This is a genomic window from Prevotella sp. P6B4 (assembly GCF_000619985.1).
In the GTDB taxonomy this organism is placed as follows: Bacteria; Bacteroidota; Bacteroidia; order Bacteroidales; family Bacteroidaceae; genus Prevotella.
This window is the reverse complement of the sequence record NZ_JHVE01000023.1, coordinates 34496-56748: the sequence shown is the minus strand read 5'-3', so window position 1 is coordinate 56748 and position 22253 is coordinate 34496. Positions and strand designations below refer to the sequence as shown.

The following is a 22253-nucleotide window of genomic DNA, read 5'->3' as shown; positions in this document are numbered from 1 at the left end:
GCTTTGATATTAGCACATTTCTTTAGTCCGGCTTTTCCAAATATTTTGTACTTTTCCCATAAAACTCTGAGTTGAACACTGTCTATACCATATTCTTTATGGATAGATTTGAATGATCTACCAGTTTCTAATAGCCGCATATACTTTAGACGGTCTGCGTAATCATGTTTCTTTCTTTTTCTTTCTAACATAATAAACCCCGAAAGTTTTTTGTCTAACTTTCGGGGTTCACCTCAGGTGGCGGGGATTTCTTTTTGGTATTACTGATGCTGTTCGCGCAGCAGATCGTTCACAGTCTTTACTGGATTGAAGGTGCCCAGAGGAACCTCTACGAAGATGGTGCTCCAATCGCTCATGGCACCATTCCATAGTCCTGGCAACTCAAGGGCTTTCAGTTCCTTGCCAGCCTTTGATTTCGAAGAGATGAAACCTGTGGTCTTATCGACAAATGCAGGCAGGTTGAATGGCTTGCCCTGATAATCCTTAACGGCGCATACCAGATCAACGGGATTGAAGTGTGTACCCTGGGTAAACATCTTCATGTAGGCCTCGTTGTTGGTGTCGATCTGACTGCTTTCCAGAATCTGCAGGCTTACGGTGCCGTCCTGATTATATGTAAGGAATGGACCACCACCAGGTTCGCCTACGTTCTTAACAACACCGCATACACGCATAGGACGGTTCAGCTTCTTACGCAGATAGTCGGCATCAACCTTGTTGTTCTTGGCATCGGTGCACAGGTTCTTGGCTACGAATGCTGCCATTTCCTGCAACTGAGCCTCGGTAGCACCGGCATCGAGCTGACGAAGATACTCGAAAGCCTGCTTCTGTAGGGTTACCAGCACACCTGCAATCACCTGCTTCCACTCCACAGTCTCGGGCTTCAAACGGTCGGGTACCACATTGTCGATATTCTTGATAAAGATGACGTCGGCTTCGATTTCGTTCAGGTTCTCAATCAGTGCGCCATGACCGCCTGGACGGAAAAGCAGACTGCCGTCCTCGTTGCGGAACGGGGTGTTGTCGGGATTGGCGGCAACGGTATCGGTAGAGGGCTTCTGCTCAGAGAAGGTGATATCATACTTAATGCCATATTTCTTAGCAAAGAAGTCGGCCTTCTCGGCAACCTTTGCCTTGAACAGCTCCATGTGCTCGTGACTCACGGTGAAGTGTACGTGCGACTCGCCGTTAGAAGCAGCATAGAGTGCGCCCTCAACCAAATGCTCCTCCATGGGTGTGCGGGATCCCTCGGGATACTTGTGGAACAACAACAGACCTTTGGGTAGCTGGCCGTAGTTCAACCCCTCGGCCTTCAGCATATTGGCAGCTACAGCCTTGTATTTGCCTTCGGCGATAAGAGCCTTGATGCCCTTGCCCTCATTCTTCTGGCAGACAGCATCCAGAGCCTCGAAGAAGGCGAATTTCTCAATAGAATCGAAATATTTCTTCTCGAAATCGGTGGTTGGTACGTCGTAGTCGGCATCGACAAATGCGAACATGTTCTTAAACATACGACTGGCCGCACCTGAGGCTGGCACAAACTTAACAACACGCTTGCCTTCGGCCTTATATGCGTTCCATGCTTCCACCAGTTTCTGGCGCTCGTTGGCATCGGGGGCGATAATGCCGTTGCCGACACCAGCAGCAGCCTCTAACTTCAGGAATGGAAAACCTGTCTTAAACTCGTTCAATTGATTCTCAATCTGCTCCTGGGTAATGCCCTTTTGAGCAATTTGCTTCAAGTCTTTCTCTGCTAACATAATAAAAAAAGGTATTTTGTCAAAAAACTACGGCAAAAGTAACCATTTTTTTCGAAAAATGAAAATAAATCCAAAGAAAAATGTATCTTTGTAGCGAAAAATAGAGTTTATGGCAGAAAAATTTGCATTTACATATGAACAGAAGAAACGCATGGCTTCGCAGACGGCCGAAATCCTGACTGAGGAGATCGGGCTGAAAGGTGATGCTATAGTGGCTGTAGAGTTGATACCGGAAATTGAGTCGGGGCATATCACGCTCGATGAGGTAGAGAAAACTCATGGCGAGTCTGTTTCACGAATTCTTCATGGATTGAACCGCATCCAGCAGCTATATGAGAAGAATCCGGCTGTTGAGAGTGAGAACTTCCGTAACCTGTTATTGTCGTTTGCGGAGGATATGCGCGTGATTCTCATTATGATTGCCAACCGTGTGAATCTGATGCGCCAGATCCGCGATACAGAGAATATTGAGGCAAGACTGGAGGTTTCGCAAGAGGCGGCTTATCTCTATGCGCCGCTGGCTCACAAGTTGGGTTTGTATAAACTGAAGAGTGAGCTCGAGGACTTGTCGCTGAAATATATGGAGCACGATGCCTACTACCACATCCGTGAGAAGCTGAGTGCTACCAAGGCGTCGCGTGATGCCTACATCGAAAGGTTTATCAAGCCTGTAGAACAGAAGATGATGGCGGCGGGTATCCGTTGTCATATCAAGGGACGTACTAAGAGTATCCACTCTATCTGGCAGAAGATGCAGAAACAGAAATGTCCCTTTGAAGGCGTTTACGACCTGTTTGCCATCCGCATCATCATCGACTGTCCGTTGCAGCAGGAGAAGATGCAGTGCTGGCAGGCATACTCGATAATTACCGATATGTATCAGCCTAACCCCAAGCGCTTGCGTGACTGGTTGTCGGTACCCAAGTCGAACGGCTACGAGTCGTTGCACATCACGGTGTTAGGCCCGGAACAGAAGTGGGTAGAGGTACAGATACGTACCGAGCGTATGGATGAAGTGGCTGAACGTGGTGTGGCTGCCCATTGGCGCTATAAAGGCGTGAAGGGTGAGACGGGTCTCGATGAATGGCTGACCAATATCCGTACCATGCTGGAACATGCTGACGGACTGGACGCTATGGACCAGTTTAAGATGGACCTCTATGAAGACGAGGTGTTTGTCTTTACGCCTGCAGGCGATCTGTGGAAGTTCCCGGTTGGTGCCACCGTGCTCGACTTTGCTTATCATATCCACTCCAAACTGGGGAATCAGTGTACCGGAGGACGTATTAATGGAAAGGTGGTGCCTATCCGCTATGTGCTGAAGAGTGGTGATCAGGTAGAGATTCTGACTTCGGCAAACCAGAAGCCTCGTCAGGAGTGGCTTAACATCGTGAAAACCTCACGTGCCAAATCCAAAATCAGACTGGCACTGAAGGAGACTCAGGTAAAGGATGGACTCTTTGCTAAGGAAATGTTGGAGCGAAAGTTCCGTAATCGTAAGATAGAACAGGACGACAGCATCATGTTCAACGTCATCCGTAAGATGGGCTATAAAGAGGTGAGCGACTTCTATAAGGCTATTGCTGATGGTGTACTCGATACAAATGATGTTCTTGATAAGTTCTTGGAACTCAGAGATAAAGAGTCTGTTGTTACAGGAGATAATCAGGCCCGTTCGGCCAGCGAGTTCGAACTCGATGAGTCGAAGATTGCTGGTTTGAATCAGCATATGAACGATGATGTGCTGGTGATTGACCGTAACCTGAAAGGACTCGATTATCAGTTGGCAAAATGCTGTTCGCCCATCTATGGCGACGATGTGTTTGGCTTTGTGACCGTGAACGGTGGTATTAAGATTCACCGTTGCGACTGTCCGAATGCGCCTGAGTTACGTCGTCGTTTCGGATACCGTATTGTCAAGGCGAAATGGAGTGGTAAGGGATCGTCGCAGTATAGTATTGCACTACGTGTGATAGGAAACGACGATATAGGTATCGTCAATAATCTTACTTCTATCATCTCGAAGGATGAGAAGCTGGTGCTTCGCAGTATCAATATCGATAGTCATGACGGTTTATTCAGTGGTAATATCGTTGTGATGCTCGAAGATACCTCGCGTCTGGAAGCACTGATAAAAAAACTCCGCACAGTGAAAGGTGTAAAACAAGTATCACGCATCTAAATACCCATTTCAGTATGAATAAGAAACTACTATTTGCAGCATCAGTCATGCTTGCTCTCGTGGCTTGTCGAGGAGGTCGTCAGCCTATGACTCCTGTAGAGGAAGAGAATATCGAGTATCGTCCCTTGGTTACTGATTCGGCAGCTATCGACTCGATAGCCTATTCGGGTTTGGTTGACAATGAGGCAGCTCTTGAGGTGCCTGACATCCCCCAAGACAAGGATGTTAATATGAATGCCTCTGACGTAGAGATTACGGATATCATGTCAGGGGGTAACGTTGAGGAAATCAAGAAGTAGCTACTCTCTGTATATCCATGATAACAAGGCATTCACCCATCGTATGGAAAAACGGAACCAGCGATAGGTGCTCTGCTCCTTACCGCCGAATCGCAGAATGAATTCGCGGTAGGGATTCTTCTGGAACGGCAGGCCGACATCCATAAACCGCATGTGTTGATAGCCTTGTTCGTAGGCGTGCTTCATGACATCCCAGATGATGATGGTGTCGGGATGCAGGGCGTGGTAACTCTTGCGTTTGAAGGCCGAATACCATAAGTAGGCATCGCCCTCACTATATACACAAGCTGCGCAGGCAATCACTTTGTGATGGTATTTGGTAACGAAGAGGTTACCGTTGGTGCTTGCCATTAACTCGCGGAAGAATATATCGTCAGGGATATAGCGCTTAGGCTTGAGGATGTGGTGCTTGCGTAGTAATTGTGAAAAAGCCTTGAAATCAGCTTCAGTGTTAACAATCTCGGTCTGTGCACCACGCTGGTGGGCGTGGTCTATGCGCCGCTGCAGTTTCTCGCTGATACGTTCTTCGGGAGCATGCCGATGCAGAGAGTTGTGAATCGATATCCAATTCACTGGGTAATAGTTGTTCTGACGCAACTGCTTGTAGCCCAACATCTTTTGGCTGAGGTTGCTGACCTCTATGAATAATACCCGATTGTCTAACTTACGAGTTAAAGCATCCAGCATACAGCCGAACAGTTCATCTTTCTTATAGGCAGGGTCGTCACAGTAAATGCCTTCGCTCAATATGCGGCAGTGTATCAGCAGAAAAGGGGGTAGTATCAACGTGCGGAAGCGAATGATGCCTAACATGTGGCAGAGTTCGCGACCAGTGCCGTCGGTTATCACCACCATATAGGGACGTTGGCGTGGAGCGGCCTCACATACTTCCATCAGTTCGCGGCTGTGGAAATAGCTACCTTCGCGAAGTGCGGGCATGCCTTTGGATTTTGTGTATATGGTAGTAATCAGTTGATTCATGGTGCAAAGATATATAAAAAAAGCTACACAGAGATATAAAGTTGCATTGTTTTTTGTTTTTTTATTATAATTCTCGGTGTCGTTGTGTCACTGTATTGAAAAAAAATAGTACCTTTGCAGTATAATAATTCGAATGATATGACAAATTTTAAAGATTTGGCGCAGTTGCGTCGTAGCCATCGCAAATTCTCGGCTGAAGAGGTTGATCCTGATCACCTCAAATTAATACTTCGTGCAGCATTGATGTCACCCACGTCTAAGAGTCAGCGCGCCTGGCAATTCGTAGTGGTCGATGACAAAATGGATCTTGAGAAACTGGCGGATGCCAAGGACATGGGTAGTCAGTTCCTGAAAGGGGCGCCTGTTGCCATTGCCGTAATGGGCGATCCTATGCAGAACGACTGTTGGGTAGAGGATGGATCTATTGCAACCATCTCTATGCAATACCAGGCTGAAGAACTGGGGCTCGGTTCGTGCTGGATTCAGATGCGTGGTCGCGGACTAAGTGATGGTACGACGGCTGATGAGGTGATTCGTGGTGTGCTTGGCATTCCCGACAACTACAACTGTCTCTGTATCTTGGCTTTAGGACATTGGCAGGATGAGCGTAAGCCTCAGGACGAGGAGAAACTGAAATGGGAAAACGTTCACCTGAACAAGTTTTAAAGTTCAAAGCTCAAAGTTCAATGATTAACTACGATTTAAATAAGATCAAGGCCATTATCTTTGATATTGATGGCGTGCTTAGTGCAGAGACCATCAACCTGAGTGCAGATGGAACACCTCTGCGTACGGTGAATATCAAGGATGGTTATGCCATTCAACTGGCCATGAAGTTAGGATTGCGTATTGCCATTATCTCGGGAGCACGGGTAGAAAGTCTGCGTGTGCGTTACGAGGGCTTAGGCGTAGAGGATATCTATCTGGGGTGTGCTGTTAAGATAGCTACCTATGATGAGTTCCTGGCTATTTATGGCTACACGGATGAGGAGGTGATGTATATGGGCGACGATATACCTGATCTGGAGATTATGCGCAGGGTGGGGTGCCCGGTGTGTCCCAAGGATGCCTGTCAGGAAATCCGTGATATCTCGCTCTATACCAGTGACCGACGTGGTGGTTACGGATGTGGACGTGATGTAATCGAACAGGTTCTTCGTGCACAAGGCAAGTGGGTCATGAACGAGAAAGCTTTTGGATGGTAATGAGGAAATACAAATATGTGTTGGCGAGTAATTCGCCTCGAAGAAAGGAACTCCTCGCAGGACTCGGATTAAAATTCGAGGTGCGTGTGATTGACGGAATCGATGAGAGCTATCCCGCATCGCTGCCTGCCAGTGAGGTGGCTCAGTATATTGCTGAGAAAAAAGCCGATGCCTATCGGAGTACGATGCAGGCGGATGAGCTGATTATTACGGCAGACACAGTGGTGATTGTGGGAGAGGATATTCTTGGGAAACCCCATGACGAGGCTGATGCCGTTCGCATGCTGCGTGAAATCAGCGGTCGTACGCATCAGGTGACAACGGGGGTATCGTTGCTGACATCCACACAGCAGTGTTCGTTCTCCGTTACGACCGATGTTACCTTCAAACAGCTAACTGATGAGGAGATACAACATTATGTATCGCATTATCGCCCCTTTGATAAAGCGGGCGCTTATGGAATACAGGAATGGATTGGCTATATCGGGGTGACGGGCTTGCATGGCAGTTATTATAATGTGATGGGGTTGCCTGTGCAGCGCATCTACACCGAATTGCAGAAACTAACTTAGTATTGCCAATGAAGAAAATTGTTTCAATCTTAATCGTCTTGATGTCGGTCGTTGTACAGACTGCTTGGGCCGACGAGAAGCATACAGCTGATTATATCCGTCAGCGTATTGATTCTGTCTATAGTCATCATGGTATGGCTGATATCGACTCGACTTACTGTACCTTGCGGTATCTCGAACTGGTACGTCAGGCCTGGGATGAGTTGGCTGAGGGTGAGATATTGTTTGATGCTGATCATTGGATTAATGCACAAGATTGGAGTAAAGATTTCACGGCAGAGGCTAAGGATATTGATATTCAGACCGATACAACAGCTATTGTTAGGGTTGGAATTCATAATTTTGGGCGTGATTACGAGGTGGTCTTAAGCCTGCATTATGAGCGTGATGACTGGTTTGTAGATGATTTTCTCGCTGCTGATGGCGGTGAAGGCGAGCGGGCCTACCTGACTCAAACCATCTGTACCATTCTGTGGCGTCGAATCGGACTGACCGACTCTGGTTTCCAGGATGTAGATGTGGCAAAATATTGCTATGTAGATATCGATGGTGATGGTTATGATGAAATCTGGTTGCGTTCAGAAGATAATCGTTTCGGTGCGTTAGTCAGTCTGGCGGGTAATGCGCAGTTGTTGGTGATTGAGCGTAGTCCGCAGAGAGTGGTCTTTTATCGTGGAGCTGTAGGGGTAATCGGTAAAGCTGGTTACAACAGCGAGATCTCAAAGGTGGTAACGCTTCGCAATAGTCGCAAGTTTCATACTGTTGAATATCTCGCCACCGTGCCACTGGAGCTGGGCACGCCTATTTATGAATATTATTATGATGGACATCCTATATCGCCAGTTAAAGGCCGCCAGTTGATGCAGCGTGCCAAACAGAAAAGGAGTCAGCCTAAGCCGACTTGGCAGAATCTGCCCCAGGAAGAAGGTAGTGCTGAAGTTTCCGGTGATTGATGTTAAAAAAAGGAAAGATTATGGCTACAGGTAAATGGATAGGAGGATTTGTAGGATGGATGGCTGGTGGTCCCTTAGGAGCGCTGGCAGGCTATCTTTTAGGCTCGTTGTTCGAAAGTATGCTGAATGGGGTGAATAATCCTGACAACTCTGGTACGTGGCAGTCGTATAACGATGCTTATCAGCAGGCTTATCAACAACGTCAGCAACAGGGCCAACGTAACAGTTTCTTGTTTTCGTTACTGGTATTATCGTCGTACATCATCAAGGCTGATGGAAAGGCCATGCACTCCGAAATGGAGCTTGTCAGACAGATGCTTCGACAGAATTTCGGTTCGGTAGCCGTCCAGCAAGGTAACGATATTCTCAATCGCCTGTTTGAGGAACAGAAGCGTGAAGGATGGACCCAGTTTAAGCAGACTGTGCAGGCTTGCTGTGGCCAAATATGTCAACAAATGGATTATAGTCAGCGTTTGCAGCTGCTGAATTATCTGGTCATGGTGGCCAAGGCTGATGGAAGTGTGCCTCAGAGCGAGATTTCGGCTTTGAAGGAATGCGCTCAGTGGATGGGACTACGTGCAACAGAAGTTGACCAAATGCTTCATTTGGAAGGAGGCACATTGGAAGATGCGTATAAGGTGTTAGGCGTTAGTCCTGAAGCTACCGATGACGAGCTCAAGAAAGCCTATCGAAAGTTGGCTTTGGAGCATCATCCGGACAAAGTGGCAGCCTTGGGCGAAGATGTAAGAAAGGCCGCTGAGAAGAAGTTTCAGGAGATTAATGCAGCCAAAGATCGCATCTGGAAAGCCCGTGGATTGTGATTTTTTTAGTTTTTTTGGGGAAAATATTTGGCGGTTTGGAGTTTTTTTTCTAATTTTGTACCCAATCAAGGCTTTATGCCTGATTAAGAATGACTATTATGAAGCTGAAACTGAACTACATATTGCTGTTCCTGACATTTACCCTCTCGGTAAGTGCAGACAACCTCGGCTTCACCAAAGAGAAACCTCTGCTTTTTGGAATCGACGAAGATTATCCTCCGCTTGAGTTTATCGATGAGCAAGGAGAACCTAACGGCGCTGATGTAGAGTTTACTAAGCTTCTGATGAAGCGTTTGGAAATTCCATTTGAGTACAAACCTAATAATTGGGGAGCTATAGCCAATGACGTCTTGCAGGGTCGAGTAGATCTGGGCATGATGGTGTATTCGCCATATCGAAAGGATGTGACCAATTATTCACGTGCCGTTATTCGCTTGTATTATCAGATACTGACTCGTAAAGGTGCTAAGAAAAATTACGGTCTGCGTGACATGCATAACATGGAAGTGGCACTGATGGCCAGTCGGCCAGTTCGTGATACACTGCAGAAGATCGGAGCAAAACTGATTATCGTTGAAGATCTGACTAAGGCTATTAAAGATTTGTCGAATGGCAAATACGACGCATTAGTATGCTATAGATATCAGGCCAGATTCCTGACCCAAAAATATAATCTGATGAACATTGAACAGGAGGATCTGACGCTGACACCACGTGAATATTGCTATGTGAGCAATAATAAGAAACTGATTGATGCCATCAATAAGGAATTGGATAAGATGGAGGATGAAGGCTTGATTGACGAGGTGTATGGTAACGTGGCATCTACATTCAACGGGGTGATTATACCAGGCTGGGTGTATGGTTGCATCTTGGCTGTGGTGTTTGCGACATTGATAGGTGTGATTCTGATGCAGAAACGCAATACACATAACTTGAAAAATGCTTTGGATTTAGCCCGCCAGAATGAGGAGAGGGCGCTGGAAAGTGAAGCTAAAGCACGAAAGAGTGAGGATGAGGCGCGGGCTAATGCTGAGATGGCTAAGGAGAGCGAAGCTATTGCCAGAGCGAACGCAGAAAGAGCCAAGGTCAGCGAAGAAGAGGCAAAGCGTAATGCGGCTATAGCTGAACAGAATGCAGAGATAGCACGGCGAAATGCTGAGGAAGCAAAGAAGAATGAGGAGAAAGCCCGTCAGAATGCAGAGGCTGCCCGTAAGAGTGAAGAGTTGAAGGATATCTTCCTGGGAAATCTCAGTCACTCGTTGCGTACACCACTGAATGCCATTATCGGATTCTCTGACTTGTTGATGTCTATGGAGGACGATACAATGTCACGAGAGGAGCGCGATAATTTATTGCAGTTGATTAATAAGAATGGACTTGACTTATTGCATCTGATTAATGAACTGCTCTCTCTCAGTGAGGTGGAAGGTGATAAGCAGCTATTCAAGCGTGAGGTGACAGATGTGGACTATGAGATGGGACAATATGCTTCAGAAATTCGTCTACAATTGCACAAAGGCGTACAACTGGATGTCGTAGAACCTGTGGGCGGTCTCCGTGCTCTCATTGACAAAAAACTTTTGCGCATCGTTACGATGCATCTCTTGGAGAATGCCATGCAACACACCACCGAAGGCAAGATTACGCTGACATATTACCTGAAGGCTGGTGGTCTGTATGTTGAAGTGAAGGATACCGGTGAAGGTTTACCAGAAAAATTGAAGAATAATATTTTCGGTCTGTTAAGCGACAAGAATACATATACCCACGACGAGAGTCAGGATAATCCGGGACTTGGACTTAGTGTTTGTAAAGCTATCATGGACCGTTGTAATGGTAAGATAGGAGCACGTGATAATACAGAAGACGGAAGAGGGTCTATATTCTGGTATTGGACTCCTTCGGAGATATTAAACTAGGAGGCATAGAGAAAATGACATTAATTATCGTCATACTGCTATTATTAGGATACGTTGTGATAGCTACTGGCCACACAACGGGGGTAAACAAGTCGGCAATCGCCATTTTTATCGGTACTGTAGGATGGGTGGTCTATATATGTTATGGTACCGACTTTGTGATGCAGCGCCATGCACAGGATTATTGGAAATTCCTTGCAGGTAGTCTGCCATCGAGCGAAGCAGTAAAATATTACATATATAATAATATATTCCTATATTACGTAGGTCGTGCAGCCAGTATCGTTATGTTTCTTCTGGCAACCATGAGTATCGTCGAGATACTGCATAATAACGGCTGTTTCGATTTTGTAACAAAGTGGATTAAGACCCACAACTCAAAACGACTATTGTGGACTATCACCTTGGCAACTTTCATTCTGTCGGCTAATCTCGATAACCTGACAACAGCAACGATGATGCTGGTCATCATGCATTCCATTGTCCAGAACCGTCGTCAGCGTATGCTGATTGGTGCAGCCATCGTTATTGCAGCCAACTGTGGGGGGTGTCTGACTGTGATAGGTGATCCTACCACCCTAGTACTTTGGGGGGATGAAGCCATTACTGCAACCAGATATACAACGTATATGGCACTGCCAGCTATTCTGGCTTGGATTGTGCCAACCATCCTGATTAATCGTGAACTGCCAGAGCGACTTGATACCCAATGGGCACCGATGCCGTTCCGTGGTGATGATACCAATCTGTTGCCTTGGCAACGCATAGTGATGCTCTTTGTAGGTATTGGCGGTTTGTGGTTTATTCCGACTTTCCATACCATTACGAAACTGTCACCATTCCTCGGTGCTTTGTGTGTGCTGAGTGTATTGTGGGTAGTCAACGAGATTATGAATCGCAAGCTGATTGGAGCTGACCAGATGATGCAGCGGTTGACTCCTCGTTCGGTGCAGTATGGCTCACTGCAGCAAATACTATTTGTAATGGGTATTATGTTGGCAATGGGTGTTGTTACCGAGACTGGCGTGTTTAGCGATGTGGCCCAGTGGATAGATGATACTTTTGAAAATGTGTGGATTCTTGGAATAGTTTCTGGACTGCTGAGTGGACTTGTCGACTCGTTCACGATTGCCATGAGCGACGTTTCGCTTTATCCGATAGCTGATACTGCCATGGAAGGCTCGTATGCCGAGAATTTCGTGGTGAATGGTGCTTATTGGAAAATTGTTGCTTTCTGTACCGCCGTAGGTGGCTGTCTGCTCAGTGTTGGTTCGGTGAGCGGACTGGCCTTGATGAAAATGGAGCACATGCGCCTTAGCTGGTATCTGAAGAACCTGACGCTGAAGGTGATGGCAGGTATGCTGATAGGCTTGGCTGTGCTGTGGATTGAAGTGAATTATGTATAACTAAACAATAAATGATTAGGTAATATGACAAAGATTAAGACGATTGGTATCCTGACGTCGGGAGGCGATGCACCAGGAATGAATGCCGCTATACGTGCCGTAACACGTGCCGGTATCTACAACGGTTTTAAGATTAAAGGAATATATCGTGGTTATGAAGGACTGATTCATGATGAGGTTCAGGAATTCACCACAGAGAATGTGAGTGGCATTGTAACCCGTGGTGGTACAATCCTGAAAACAGCCCGTTCAAAGGAGTTCCCAACACCAGAGGGAATGCAGAAAGCTTACGAGACCTGTGTAAAGGAAGAGATTGATGCGCTGGTGGTTATTGGTGGAAACGGTTCGCTCACAGGTGCCCGCAACTTCGGTATGGAGTTCGATTTCCCTGTGATAGGTCTGCCTGGTACTATTGATAACGACCTCTATGGCACCGACTCAACGATTGGCTACGATACCACGATGAATACCATCATGGAGTGTGTGGACCGTATCCGCGACACCGCCAATTCGCATGAGCGTATCTTCTTTGTGGAGGTGATGGGCCGTGATGCCGGTTTCCTGGCACAGAACTCTGCCATTGCCTGTGGTGCCGAGGCTGCCATCGTTCCCGAGGAGTCGACGGATGTTGACCAGTTGGCACAGTTCATGAGCCGTGGTATCCGAAAGTCAAAGAAATCATGTATCGTGATCGTATCCGAGAGTCCCAAGTGTGGCGCACTCTACTATGCTGATCGTGTGAAGAAGGAGTTCCCTGAGTTCGACGTGCGTGTGTCCATCCTTGGTCACTTGCAGCGTGGAGGTACCCCATCAGCCCGCGACCGCATTCTGGCTGCCACCACAGGTGTGGGTGCTATCGAGGCCATTAAGCAGGGACAGCGTAATGTGATGGTAGGTATCCGCAACAACGAGGTGGTATACGTACCTTTCAGCGAGTGTATCCGCACCGATAAACGTTTTGATAAACGCCTGATTAAGGTTCTTGATGAGCTTAGCATTTAATCTATGCCAGATATTAAAAAGATAGTATTAACAGGAGGCCCCTGTGCGGGCAAGACCACTGCCTTGGTAAAGATTACCGAGTACTTCTCGGGCTTTGGCTACAAGGTGTTTAATGTACCCGAAGTGCCCACGATATTCAGTACGGCAGGCTGGAACTACCTGACCCCCAATCGCAACCTGTATTATCAGGGCGAGCGAGCCATCTTGGAGACGCAGCTGGCGCTCGAAAACCAGTTCATGCGTTTGGCTGAGGTGTGCGAAGATCCCGTTCTGATTGTATGCGATCGTGGCGCGATGGATATCTCTGCCTATATCAAACCCGAGGAGTGGGAAGAGATTACGCACATGGCTGGTACCAATAGTAATACGCTGCGTGAGAGCTACGATGCCGTGCTTCACCTGGTGAGTGCTGCTGATGGTGCTGAGCAGTATTATACCACTGCCACCAATGCCACCCGCTATGAGCAAGCCAATGAAGAGGGACTGCGTATAGCCCGTGAACTCGACAAGAAGGTCATCAAGGCCTGGACGGGGCATCCTCATCTGCGTGTCATCAACAACCACGACGACTTTGAGAATAAGCTCAACCGTGTGCTAACCGAGATCTCCAAGGTGGTAGGGCTGCCTCAGCCAGTGCAAGAGGAGCGTATCTTCAGGGTGGAGATTACCGGCGAGATTCCAGAGTGTTCTGTCAGCGAGATCACACAGACCTATCTGGTGGCAGAGCCAGGAACAGAGGTGCGTCTGCGCCGTCGTGAGTGGAGTGGTGGAAAGGTGGTCAATGTGCACCGTTCCAAGAAGCGTATCTCTGAGACCGAGGTGATAGAGACCGAGCGTCAGGTGGACAACAATCTCTATGAGCAGATGTTGCAACAGGCTGATCCGTATCGTACCACCATCCGTAAGAAACGTCAGAGTTTCATTTGGAAAGGCCAGTTCTTCGAGATCGACAGTTTCCAGAACCCTGTTAGTAATCTGGTGATGATGGAGACCAAGGGCGTTACCGCTCAGGAAACGGTTAACTTCCCGCCGTTTATACGTGTGCTTGAGGATGTTACCGGCAATCCTAAGTATCTCAATTACAATATTGCGTTAAGACGATAAATATAGAATCAAATAATAACTTTAAAAATTAACAGCTATGTCAAAAATTATTGGACACATTTCGCAGATTATCGGTCCTGTTATCGATGTTTACTTCGATACAGAGGGCCAGGATGCTGAAAAAGTGTTGCCAAAGATTTACGATGCTCTGAAGATTGATCGTGGCGACGGACGCGACCTGATAGTCGAGGTGCAGCAGCACATCGGTGAAGATACCGTTCGCTGTGTGGCCATGGACAATACCGATGGTCTGCATCGTGGACTCGAAGCAATCCCTCTGGGATCACCGATTGTGATGCCAGCAGGTGATCAGATCAAGGGTAGAATGCTGAACGTGATTGGTCAGCCTATCGATGGTATGCAACAGCTCAATATGGATGGTGCATATCCCATTCACCGTGAGGCGCCCACCTTCGAAGAGCTCTCTACCAAGAAAGAGATTCTGGCCACAGGTATCAAGGTGATCGACCTGCTGGAGCCTTACATGAAGGGTGGTAAGATCGGTCTGTTTGGTGGTGCCGGTGTAGGTAAGACGGTGCTCATCATGGAGTTGATCAACAACATTGCCAAGGGTCACAACGGTTTCTCGGTTTTTGCCGGAGTAGGAGAGCGTACCCGTGAGGGTAACGACCTGATCCGTGAGATGATTGAGAGCGGTGTTATCCGTTACGGCGACAAGTTCCGTGAGGCGATGGATCAGGGAAAATGGGATTTGAGTCTCGTTGACCCCGAAGAGCTCAAGAAGTCGCAGGCCACTCTGGTTTACGGACAGATGAACGAGCCTCCCGGTGCCCGTGCTTCAGTAGCCCTTTCAGGTCTAACTGTTGCCGAGGGCTTCCGTGATGGTGGCGGTAAGGATGGCGGTGCTGCTGATATCCTGTTCTTTATCGATAACATCTTCCGTTTCACACAGGCTGGTTCCGAGGTGTCGGCTCTGCTGGGTCGTATGCCATCAGCCGTGGGTTATCAGCCTACACTGGCTTCTGAGATGGGTTCGATGCAGGAGCGCATCACCTCTACCAAGACAGGTTCTATCACCTCTGTACAGGCCGTTTATGTGCCTGCTGACGACTTGACCGACCCTGCGCCAGCTACAACCTTTACGCATCTGGATGCTACAACCGTATTGGATCGTAAGATTGCCGAGCTGGGGATATATCCCGCTGTGGATCCGCTGGGTTCTACCTCGCGTATCCTCGACCCGCTGATTGTGGGCAAGGCACACTACGACTGTGCTCAGCGTGTGAAGGAGATTCTGCAGCGCTACAAGGAGTTGCAGGACATCATTGCTATTCTGGGTATGGACGAGCTCTCTGACGAAGATAAGCTGACTGTGAACCGTGCACGTCGTGTGCAGCGCTTCCTGTCACAGCCATTCTCTGTGGCCTCTCAGTTCACTGGTCTGCCTGGTGTGATGGTGCCTATTGAAGAGACTATCAAGGGCTTCAATGCTATTCTCGATGGTGAGGTAGACGATCTGCCAGAGCAGGCATTCCTGAACGTCGGAACAATCGAAGATGCTAAGGAGAAGGCCAAGAAACTGTTGGAAGCAGCTAAAGGCTAATTGACAATTGAAATTTGACAATTATGTTACAGCTAAAAATAGTTTCACCCGAGAAGGTAGAGTTTGACGGAGCAGTCGAGAGCGTTCTTGTGCCTGGCACAGTTGGACAGTTCGAGATACTTACCAACCACGCGCCGATTATCTCGTCGCTGGAGAAGGGAACCGTAGTATATACCTTGGAGTCTGGTGAGAAGAACAGGCTCGACATCTTAGGCGGCTTCGTTGAAGTGCAGAAGAATGTTGTAAGCCTATGTGTGGAAATAAGGAGCATCGGTGACAATGGACTTTGATAAACTGAGTAAACGCTACGCACGGCAGAGCATTTTGCTGACGACAGGGCTGGCTCTTCTGGGTTTGCTGGTGGCAAATGTCTACCAGACAGACGGAATAATCATACCACTGGTTGTTAGTTCGCTCTTTGTGCTGATAACAGAGCTCGCTTCTGCATTTCTGTGGCGTTGGGTGGCTGTCAAGCATTCCGACATGCTACCATCGTTCTTTACAGGTGTGTCAGGATTCCGCTTTCTGTTAGCGCTGGCCGTTATGTTTGTTTGGTATCTGGCTACGAACAGACAGGCAATAATCACGTTCTTCGTGGTGTTCCTGATCTTTTACTTCGTGTCCCTTATTCACCATTCCATCTTCTTTTCGAGAGTATCAAATCGTTTGTAACGATCTTAAAATGAGTTATTTCAAATGAAACAATTAAAGTCAATATGTCTCTTGTTGATGGTCGCGTTTCTGCCGCTGTCGCTCTATGCCAATGAGCAGGAGGACGAGAAACTCGACATCCCGGAAATCGTGCTTGAACACTTGGCCGATTCCTACGAGTGGCACATTGCTTCTTATCAAGGTAAGCATCTGAGCATTCCGTTGCCGATAATCCTTAGGAGTTCGAACACGGGTGCTTGGTACTTCTGCACAGCACATAGTCTGCCTGATGGTTTCTTCTTCAACGAAGAGGCACACGGCAAGGTGTATGAGCGGATGGCCGACGGGACGACAGAACGTCCGTTGGATCTGAGCATTACGCGTAATGTGTTGCAGATATGGATTGTGGTAGCCCTCTTGCTGGGGGTATTCCTATCCTGTGCCCGCTGGTATAAGAAGCATGACGAGAAGAGTAATGCGCCCGGCGGATTCGTGGGAGCTGTGGAGATGCTTGTGATGATGATTCACGATGACGTCATCAAGTCGTCAATTGGTGAGAAGCATTACAAACCCTACGCACCTTATCTGCTGACGGTATTCTTCTTCATCCTGTTTACCAACCTCGTAGGACTGCTGCCCATCTTCCCAGGTGGTGCTAACGTTACGGGTAACATCAACATCACGTTCTTCTTGGCCTTCTGCACATTCCTTGCTATCAACTTGTTTGGCAATAAGGAGTACTGGAAGGATATTTTCTGGCCTGATGTGCCTATCTTCCTGAAGGCTATCCCCGTGATGCCTGCTATCGAACTGTTCGGCGTCTTCACTAAGCCCTTTGCTCTGATGATCCGACTTTTCGCCAACATGATGGCTGGTCACGCAGTAATCCTTTCGTTTACCTGTGTGATTTTCCTTGGTTGGTCGATGGGAGTAGGTTATGGTCTTGGGCTTAACCTGTTCAGTATCCTCATGCTTCTGTTTATGAATGCACTGGAGCTGCTGGTGGCCTTCGTTCAGGCGTATGTGTTCACAATGCTTAGTGCCGTATTCATCGGTCTGGCTCATCAGGACCATCACGCTGAGTAAAATTAAGATTTTAGAGAATTAAGTAACAACATTATTAATAATTAAAAATTAAAAGTATTATGATTTCAGCTTTATTTTTAGCCGAGGGTCTGGCTCAGCTGGGCTGCGGTATTGGTGCAGGTATTGCAGTAATTGGTGCAGGTTTGGGTATTGGTAAGATTGGTGGTAGCGCCGTTGATGCTATCGCTCGCCAGCCAGAGGCTTCTGGTAAGATTTTCACCCAGATGATTCTGACCTCTGCTTTCGTTGAGGGTTGTGCTCTTTTCGCTATTGCAGCTTGTGCATTCCTTATCAAGTAAGGATTGAAGAATTCAAAAACTGAAAAATTGAAGTTTTATGGATTTCAGTAAACTGCCAGCAATCCTCACCCCCGATCTGGGACTTCTGTTCTGGATGCTTCTGGCGTTTGCCGTCATCTTCTTCTGTTTAGCAAAGTACGGATTTCCTGCCATTACCAATATGGTTGAGGAGCGGAAAAAGTACATCGACGAAAGTCTGCTGAAGGCTCACGAGGCCTCTGAGCGACTGGAGAACATCAAGCAAGAAGGTGAGGCTATCCTTCAAGAGGCACGCGACCGTCAGGCTCAGATACTTAAGGAGGCTGCGGAGACACGCGACGCTATTGTGGAGCAGGCTCAGGAGAAAGCCAGGGCAGAGGGTGCCCGTCTACTGGAAGATGCCCGTGTGGCTATCGACCAGGAGAAGAAGGCTGCCATTGCCGATATCCGCCAGCAGGTTGCCGCACTGAGTGTAGGCATCGCTGAGAAGGTTCTCAAGCAGAGCCTGAAGGACGACAAGGCCCAGATGGATTTGATTGATCGCATGCTGGATGAAGTTTCTACTGATAAATAAGTAACCCAACGTATGGATATAGGAGTCATATCGGTAAGATACGCGCGCGCACTTCTCAAGAGTGCTACCGACGCCAAGATAGAGCAGCAGGTGTATGCCGAGATGCAGCAGATAGCCAAGAGCTACATCGAGGTGCCGCAGTTGCGCTCTACGATTGACAATCCGATGCTCTCGAAGGATAAGAAGGAGGGCTTGCTGCTCACCGCGGCAGGCCGCGAGCCTTCTGGTCTGATGAAGGCCTTCATCCAGCTGGTGCTGAAGGAGGACCGCGAGAATGTGATGCAGTTCATCGCCAATTCGTACGTCACGCTTTACCGTCAGCAGAAGAATGTCATCCGTGGACGTCTCATCACTGCTGCTGCCGTATCTCCTGAAACAGAACAGAAGATGCGCCGCATGGTGGAGAGTAAGACTAATGGAACAGTGGAGTTTGAGTCGCAGGTCAACCCCGACATCATCGGAGGTTTCATCCTGGAGTACGACACCTATCGCATGGACGCCAGTGTCAAAACCAAACTCAACTCAATTCTTAACACTTTAAAGAAATAATAACAATGTCAGATAAGATTAAACCAAGCGAAGTTTCCCAGGTGTTGCTCGACCAGTTGAAAGGCATCTCCGATGCCGAGAAGTTCGACGAGGTAGGTACCGTTCTCACCGTCAGCGATGGTGTGGCACGTATCTACGGTCTGCGCAATGCCGAGGCCAACGAGCTGCTGGAGTTTGAGAATGGCACCATGGCTATCGTGATGAACCTCGAGGAGGACAACGTGGGCTGCGTGCTCTTGGGCTCTACCTCAGGCATCAAAGAGGGCATGGTGGTGAAGCGCACCAAGCGTATCGCTTCTATCCGAGTGAACGACAACATGCTGGGACGTGTTATCAATCCGCTGGGCCAGGCTATCGACGGTAAAGGAGAAATCGATCTCACCGAGGCATTCGAGATGCCTCTGGATCGTAAGGCTCCTGGAGTTATCTACCGTCAGCCTGTAAAGGAACCGCTGCAGACCGGATTGAAGGCTATCGACTCGATGATCCCTATCGGTCGCGGACAGCGTGAGCTGATTATCGGTGACCGTCAGACGGGTAAGACCGCCATCGCTGTTGATACCATCATTAACCAGAAGAGTTTCTATGAGGCAGGAAAGCCTGTCTATTGTATCTATGTAGCTATCGGTCAGAAGGCCAGTACCGTTGCTGCTCTCGTATCTACACTGCAGGAGCACGGCGCTATGCCTTATACTATTGTGGTTGCAGCTACCGCTGCTGATCCTGCTGCTATGCAGTACTATGCGCCTTTTGCTGGTGCTGCTATCGGTGAGTACTTCCGTGACCGTGGTCTGCCCGCACTCGTAGTATACGACGACCTCTCTAAGCAGGCAGTGGCCTATCGTGAGGTATCTCTGATTCTGCGCCGTCCTTCTGGACGTGAGGCCTATCCTGGCGATGTATTCTATCTCCACTCTCGTCTGCTTGAGCGTGCAGCCAAGATGAACGAGCAGCAGGAGGTGGCCGAGCAGATGAACGACCTGCCTGAGTGTATGAAGGGTCACGTAAAGGGTGGTGGTTCGCTCACCGCTCTGCCTATCATCGAGACACAGGCAGGTGACGTGTCGGCTTACATCCCAACCAACGTTATCTCTATCACCGATGGTCAGATCTTCTTGGAGAGCGACCTCTTCAACCAGGGTTTCCGTCCCGCCATCAACGTAGGTATCTCAGTATCTCGTGTGGGTGGTTCTGCTCAGATCAAGAGTATGAAGAAGGTGGCTGGAACACTGAAGATCGACCAGGCGCAGTATCGTGAGCTCGAGGCCTTCTCTAAGTTCTCAAGCGATATGGATGCTGTGACAGCGATGACACTTGACCGTGGTCGTAAGAACAATCAGCTGCTCATCCAGCCTCAGTACAGCCCAATGCCGGTAGGCGAGCAGATTGCCATCCTGTATTGCGGTGTGCATGGTCTGATGCGCGATGTGCCCATCGCTAAGGTACGTGAGTGCCAGACCTCGTTCCTCGACAAGCTGCGCTCAGCTCATCCCGAGGTGGTCGAGACTCTGGCCAGCGGTAAGATCGACGACGAGACCACCAAGCTGATTGAGGCCGTTATGGCTGATATCGCCGGAACGTATAAAGCCTGATAGCCTATGCCAAGCCTGAAAGAAATTAAAGGCCGCATAGCCTCAGTCAATTCTACGCGAAAGATCACGTCGGCTATGAAGATGGTTGCCTCCAGCAAGCTGCACCACGCTCAGGTGGCTATTCAAAATATGCTGCCTTACGAGGAGCTGCTGGAGCACATCCTCAAGTCGTTCCTGGCTGCCGAGGCCGAGGCTCAGACCATCTACGATCAGGAGCGCCCTGTTAAGAGGGTAGCCTTGGTGGTGTTCTCAAGTAACTCGTCACTCTGTGGCGGTTTCAATGCCAACACCATCAAGCTCATGTCGCATGTGGTCGATGAGTATGCCGAGACCATCGGGCGCGACCAGGTGGAGATCTATCCCATTGGCCGCAAGGTGTATGAGAAAGCCCGTAAGATGGGTTTGCAGGTGCAAGGTGAATACTCTGCGCTGGCCGACCATCCCAACGTGCAGCAGTGCATCGAGATAGCCATGGATCTGGGCCGTAAGTTTGCTGCGGGCGAGATTGATAAGGTGGAGCTCATCTATCATCACTTCAAGAGTGCCGGTTCGCAGGTGCTCACCCGCAAAACGTTCTTGCCCATCGATGTGGAGTCGGAACTGCAGGCTGACCACGAGCGCGATCTCACTTCTACGATTGCCACCAAGCAGTCGCAGGAGTATCTGAAGAAGCGTGGTGAGCGCGAGACAGAAATGAAGCAGGAAGACGTGAAACCGCTGAACGATAACTTCATCGTTGAGCCCGACATGAATACTGTGCTTTCTCAGCTCATGCCAAAGTTAGCTCACCTGATGCTTTATACAGCGTTGCTCGATTCGAATGCCTCAGAGCATGCTGCCCGAATGGTGGCCATGCAAACCGCTACGGATAATGCTGATGAATTGTTGCGCGAGCTCAATTTGCAATATAATAAGAGTCGTCAGCAAGCCATCACCTCCGAACTGCTTGATATTGTGGGTGGCTCGGTGAATAACTAATAAAAAAGAAGTTTGCGCTATCAACCGTAAACTTCTTTTTTTATTTGTGTTGTGTAATAACCTTCAGATGTTGTTAGTCTTTGAGTGAATAGGTGATGGTGGTTACCACACGCAACTTCTTGATGTAAGGCGTGTTCATATCGCGGTCTTCGATTTCAAACTGTCCCTGACCTGCTGTTTGTATCTGACCTAATTCGCTTTTGCTGGCCTCGGCAAACTGTTCGGCAGTTTTCTGGGCATTCTTAATAGCTTCTGCCATCATCTCTGGTTTCATCTGCTGGAATGAAGCATACTCGTATTGGGGATTGCTGTTCTCGATAGCAACACCTTGTTTCAGTAATTCTGCCTGTTTAAAGATCGCCTTGTTCACCTCGCTCACCTTGTTAGTTGCCACGGTAATCGTAGTGTTCACAATATAGCGGAAGTTCTTTTGGTTGTCACCCCATTCACGAGCCTCTAAGTCGCTGATGGTTGGTGGATTCACCGTTATCTCTTTTTCTTCGATGCCGTTCTGTTGCAAGAACTTCTTGATCTTATTGGTCTGAACGTTGATGTTCTCATAGAGTAGGGGAAGGTCGTTACCCGTTACCTTAGTGCCGATACTCCATGTCACCTTGTCGGCGGGAACTTCACGTTCGGCAAGTCCCTTAACCGTTACCTTACGATCCTTGTTGGCAAAGTTGTCGATGCCACCTTTGATAAAAAGTCCTAAACAAACAATGCCCACTGTGATGAGTGCTGCAGCAATAATACGATTTTCTTTCATACGCTTAC

23 protein-coding genes and 1 pseudogene are annotated in these 22253 nt (G+C 48.3%); 20 read left to right on the top strand and 4 right to left on the bottom strand.

Translation table 11 applies throughout. The features are described 5' to 3' along the window. A pseudogene (locus T491_RS18130) lies at window positions 1-191 on the bottom strand (hypothetical protein); the annotation flags it as partial. Between the two features lie 69 nt (window positions 192-260). Further along, on the bottom strand, window positions 261-1760 hold the full coding sequence (locus T491_RS0113415; RefSeq protein ID WP_028904334.1) for a DUF4301 family protein: 1500 nt from the start codon (window positions 1758-1760) through the stop codon (window positions 261-263). 109 nt (window positions 1761-1869) lie between these two features. Between T491_RS0113415 and T491_RS0113410 the strand changes: the two genes are divergently transcribed. Both T491_RS0113410 and T491_RS0113405 read left to right on the top strand, forming a co-directional pair. Continuing rightward, complete coding sequence (locus T491_RS0113410; RefSeq protein ID WP_028904333.1) at window positions 1870-3942, top strand: bifunctional (p)ppGpp synthetase/guanosine-3',5'-bis(diphosphate) 3'-pyrophosphohydrolase; 2073 nt, start codon at window positions 1870-1872, stop codon at window positions 3940-3942. A gap of 14 nt (window positions 3943-3956) precedes the next feature. Beyond that, window positions 3957-4241 carry a hypothetical protein gene (locus T491_RS0113405; protein ID WP_155950145.1) on the top strand — a complete coding sequence of 95 codons (285 nt, stop codon included), beginning with the start codon at window positions 3957-3959 and terminating at the stop codon, window positions 4239-4241. Here the strand turns inward: T491_RS0113405 and T491_RS0113400 are convergent, their stop codons facing one another. Next, on the bottom strand, window positions 4242-5222 hold the full coding sequence (locus T491_RS0113400) for a GNAT family N-acetyltransferase (protein WP_028904331.1): 981 nt from the start codon (window positions 5220-5222) through the stop codon (window positions 4242-4244). Window positions 5223-5360: 138 nt separating this feature from the next. On the opposite strand from T491_RS0113400, the gene T491_RS0113395 reads away from it, so the two are divergent. The 18 genes from T491_RS0113395 (at window position 5361) to T491_RS0113310 (ending at window position 21479) form a co-directional block, all read left to right on the top strand. Beyond that, a complete protein-coding gene (locus tag T491_RS0113395) occupies window positions 5361-5888 on the top strand; it encodes a nitroreductase family protein (RefSeq protein WP_028904330.1) in 528 nt (175 codons plus the stop codon). A gap of 20 nt (window positions 5889-5908) precedes the next feature. Then, the gene (locus T491_RS0113390; RefSeq protein WP_028904329.1) at window positions 5909-6427 is read left to right on the top strand and encodes an HAD family hydrolase; all 519 of its coding nucleotides are present in this window, start codon (window positions 5909-5911) and stop codon (window positions 6425-6427) included. Continuing rightward, window positions 6421-6999, top strand: coding sequence for a Maf-like protein (locus T491_RS0113385; protein WP_028904328.1), 579 nt, complete (start codon window positions 6421-6423; stop codon window positions 6997-6999). Before T491_RS0113390 ends, T491_RS0113385 begins: the two co-directional genes overlap by 7 nt. Before the next feature lie 8 nt (window positions 7000-7007). Next, a complete protein-coding gene (locus T491_RS0113380; RefSeq protein WP_028904327.1) occupies window positions 7008-7952 on the top strand; it encodes a hypothetical protein in 945 nt (314 codons plus the stop codon). Between the two features lie 20 nt (window positions 7953-7972). After that, a complete protein-coding gene (locus tag T491_RS0113375) occupies window positions 7973-8773 on the top strand; it encodes a DnaJ domain-containing protein (RefSeq protein ID WP_028904326.1) in 801 nt (266 codons plus the stop codon). A 98-nt stretch (window positions 8774-8871) separates the two neighbouring features. Further along, complete coding sequence (locus T491_RS0113370) at window positions 8872-10695, top strand: transporter substrate-binding domain-containing protein (RefSeq protein WP_197018877.1); 1824 nt, start codon at window positions 8872-8874, stop codon at window positions 10693-10695. Between the two features lie 14 nt (window positions 10696-10709). Next, a complete protein-coding gene (locus T491_RS0113365) occupies window positions 10710-12101 on the top strand; it encodes an SLC13 family permease (RefSeq protein WP_028904324.1) in 1392 nt (463 codons plus the stop codon). Between the two features lie 24 nt (window positions 12102-12125). Next, a complete protein-coding gene (gene pfkA, locus T491_RS0113360; protein WP_028904323.1) occupies window positions 12126-13103 on the top strand; it encodes a 6-phosphofructokinase in 978 nt (325 codons plus the stop codon). Between the two features lie 3 nt (window positions 13104-13106). Further along, window positions 13107-14207, top strand: coding sequence for an AAA family ATPase (locus T491_RS0113355; protein WP_028904322.1), 1101 nt, complete (start codon window positions 13107-13109; stop codon window positions 14205-14207). Between the two features lie 37 nt (window positions 14208-14244). Next, window positions 14245-15771 (top strand): F0F1 ATP synthase subunit beta, encoded by a 1527-nt coding sequence (gene atpD / locus T491_RS0113350; protein ID WP_028904321.1) that lies wholly within the window; start codon window positions 14245-14247, stop codon window positions 15769-15771. A gap of 23 nt (window positions 15772-15794) precedes the next feature. Continuing rightward, window positions 15795-16061: an ATP synthase F1 subunit epsilon gene (atpC, locus tag T491_RS0113345; protein WP_028904320.1), complete on the top strand. Its 267-nt coding sequence runs from the start codon at window positions 15795-15797 to the stop codon at window positions 16059-16061. Between the two features lie 34 nt (window positions 16062-16095). Beyond that, window positions 16096-16443, top strand: a complete 348-nt coding sequence (locus T491_RS0113340; RefSeq protein WP_231480258.1) for a hypothetical protein — start codon at window positions 16096-16098, stop codon at window positions 16441-16443. Window positions 16444-16467: 24 nt separating this feature from the next. Next, window positions 16468-17508 carry a F0F1 ATP synthase subunit A gene (gene atpB / locus T491_RS0113335; RefSeq protein ID WP_028904318.1) on the top strand — a complete coding sequence of 347 codons (1041 nt, stop codon included), beginning with the start codon at window positions 16468-16470 and terminating at the stop codon, window positions 17506-17508. Window positions 17509-17564: 56 nt separating this feature from the next. Further along, window positions 17565-17807, top strand: a complete 243-nt coding sequence (gene atpE / locus T491_RS0113330; RefSeq protein ID WP_028904317.1) for an ATP synthase F0 subunit C — start codon at window positions 17565-17567, stop codon at window positions 17805-17807. Window positions 17808-17844: 37 nt separating this feature from the next. After that, window positions 17845-18360 carry a F0F1 ATP synthase subunit B gene (gene atpF / locus T491_RS0113325; protein WP_028904316.1) on the top strand — a complete coding sequence of 172 codons (516 nt, stop codon included), beginning with the start codon at window positions 17845-17847 and terminating at the stop codon, window positions 18358-18360. A gap of 12 nt (window positions 18361-18372) precedes the next feature. Continuing rightward, window positions 18373-18909: a F0F1 ATP synthase subunit delta gene (locus T491_RS0113320; RefSeq protein ID WP_028904315.1), complete on the top strand. Its 537-nt coding sequence runs from the start codon at window positions 18373-18375 to the stop codon at window positions 18907-18909. A 5-nt stretch (window positions 18910-18914) separates the two neighbouring features. Then, the gene (gene atpA, locus T491_RS0113315; RefSeq protein ID WP_028904314.1) at window positions 18915-20501 is read left to right on the top strand and encodes a F0F1 ATP synthase subunit alpha; all 1587 of its coding nucleotides are present in this window, start codon (window positions 18915-18917) and stop codon (window positions 20499-20501) included. 6 nt (window positions 20502-20507) lie between these two features. Continuing rightward, window positions 20508-21479, top strand: a complete 972-nt coding sequence (locus T491_RS0113310; protein WP_028904313.1) for a F0F1 ATP synthase subunit gamma — start codon at window positions 20508-20510, stop codon at window positions 21477-21479. 73 nt (window positions 21480-21552) lie between these two features. On the opposite strand, the gene T491_RS0113305 is transcribed toward T491_RS0113310, so the two are convergent. Then, entirely contained in the window at window positions 21553-22245 is a 693-nt protein-coding gene (locus tag T491_RS0113305; RefSeq protein ID WP_028904312.1) for an SIMPL domain-containing protein, read from the bottom strand. Between the last annotated feature and the right edge of the window lie 8 nt (window positions 22246-22253).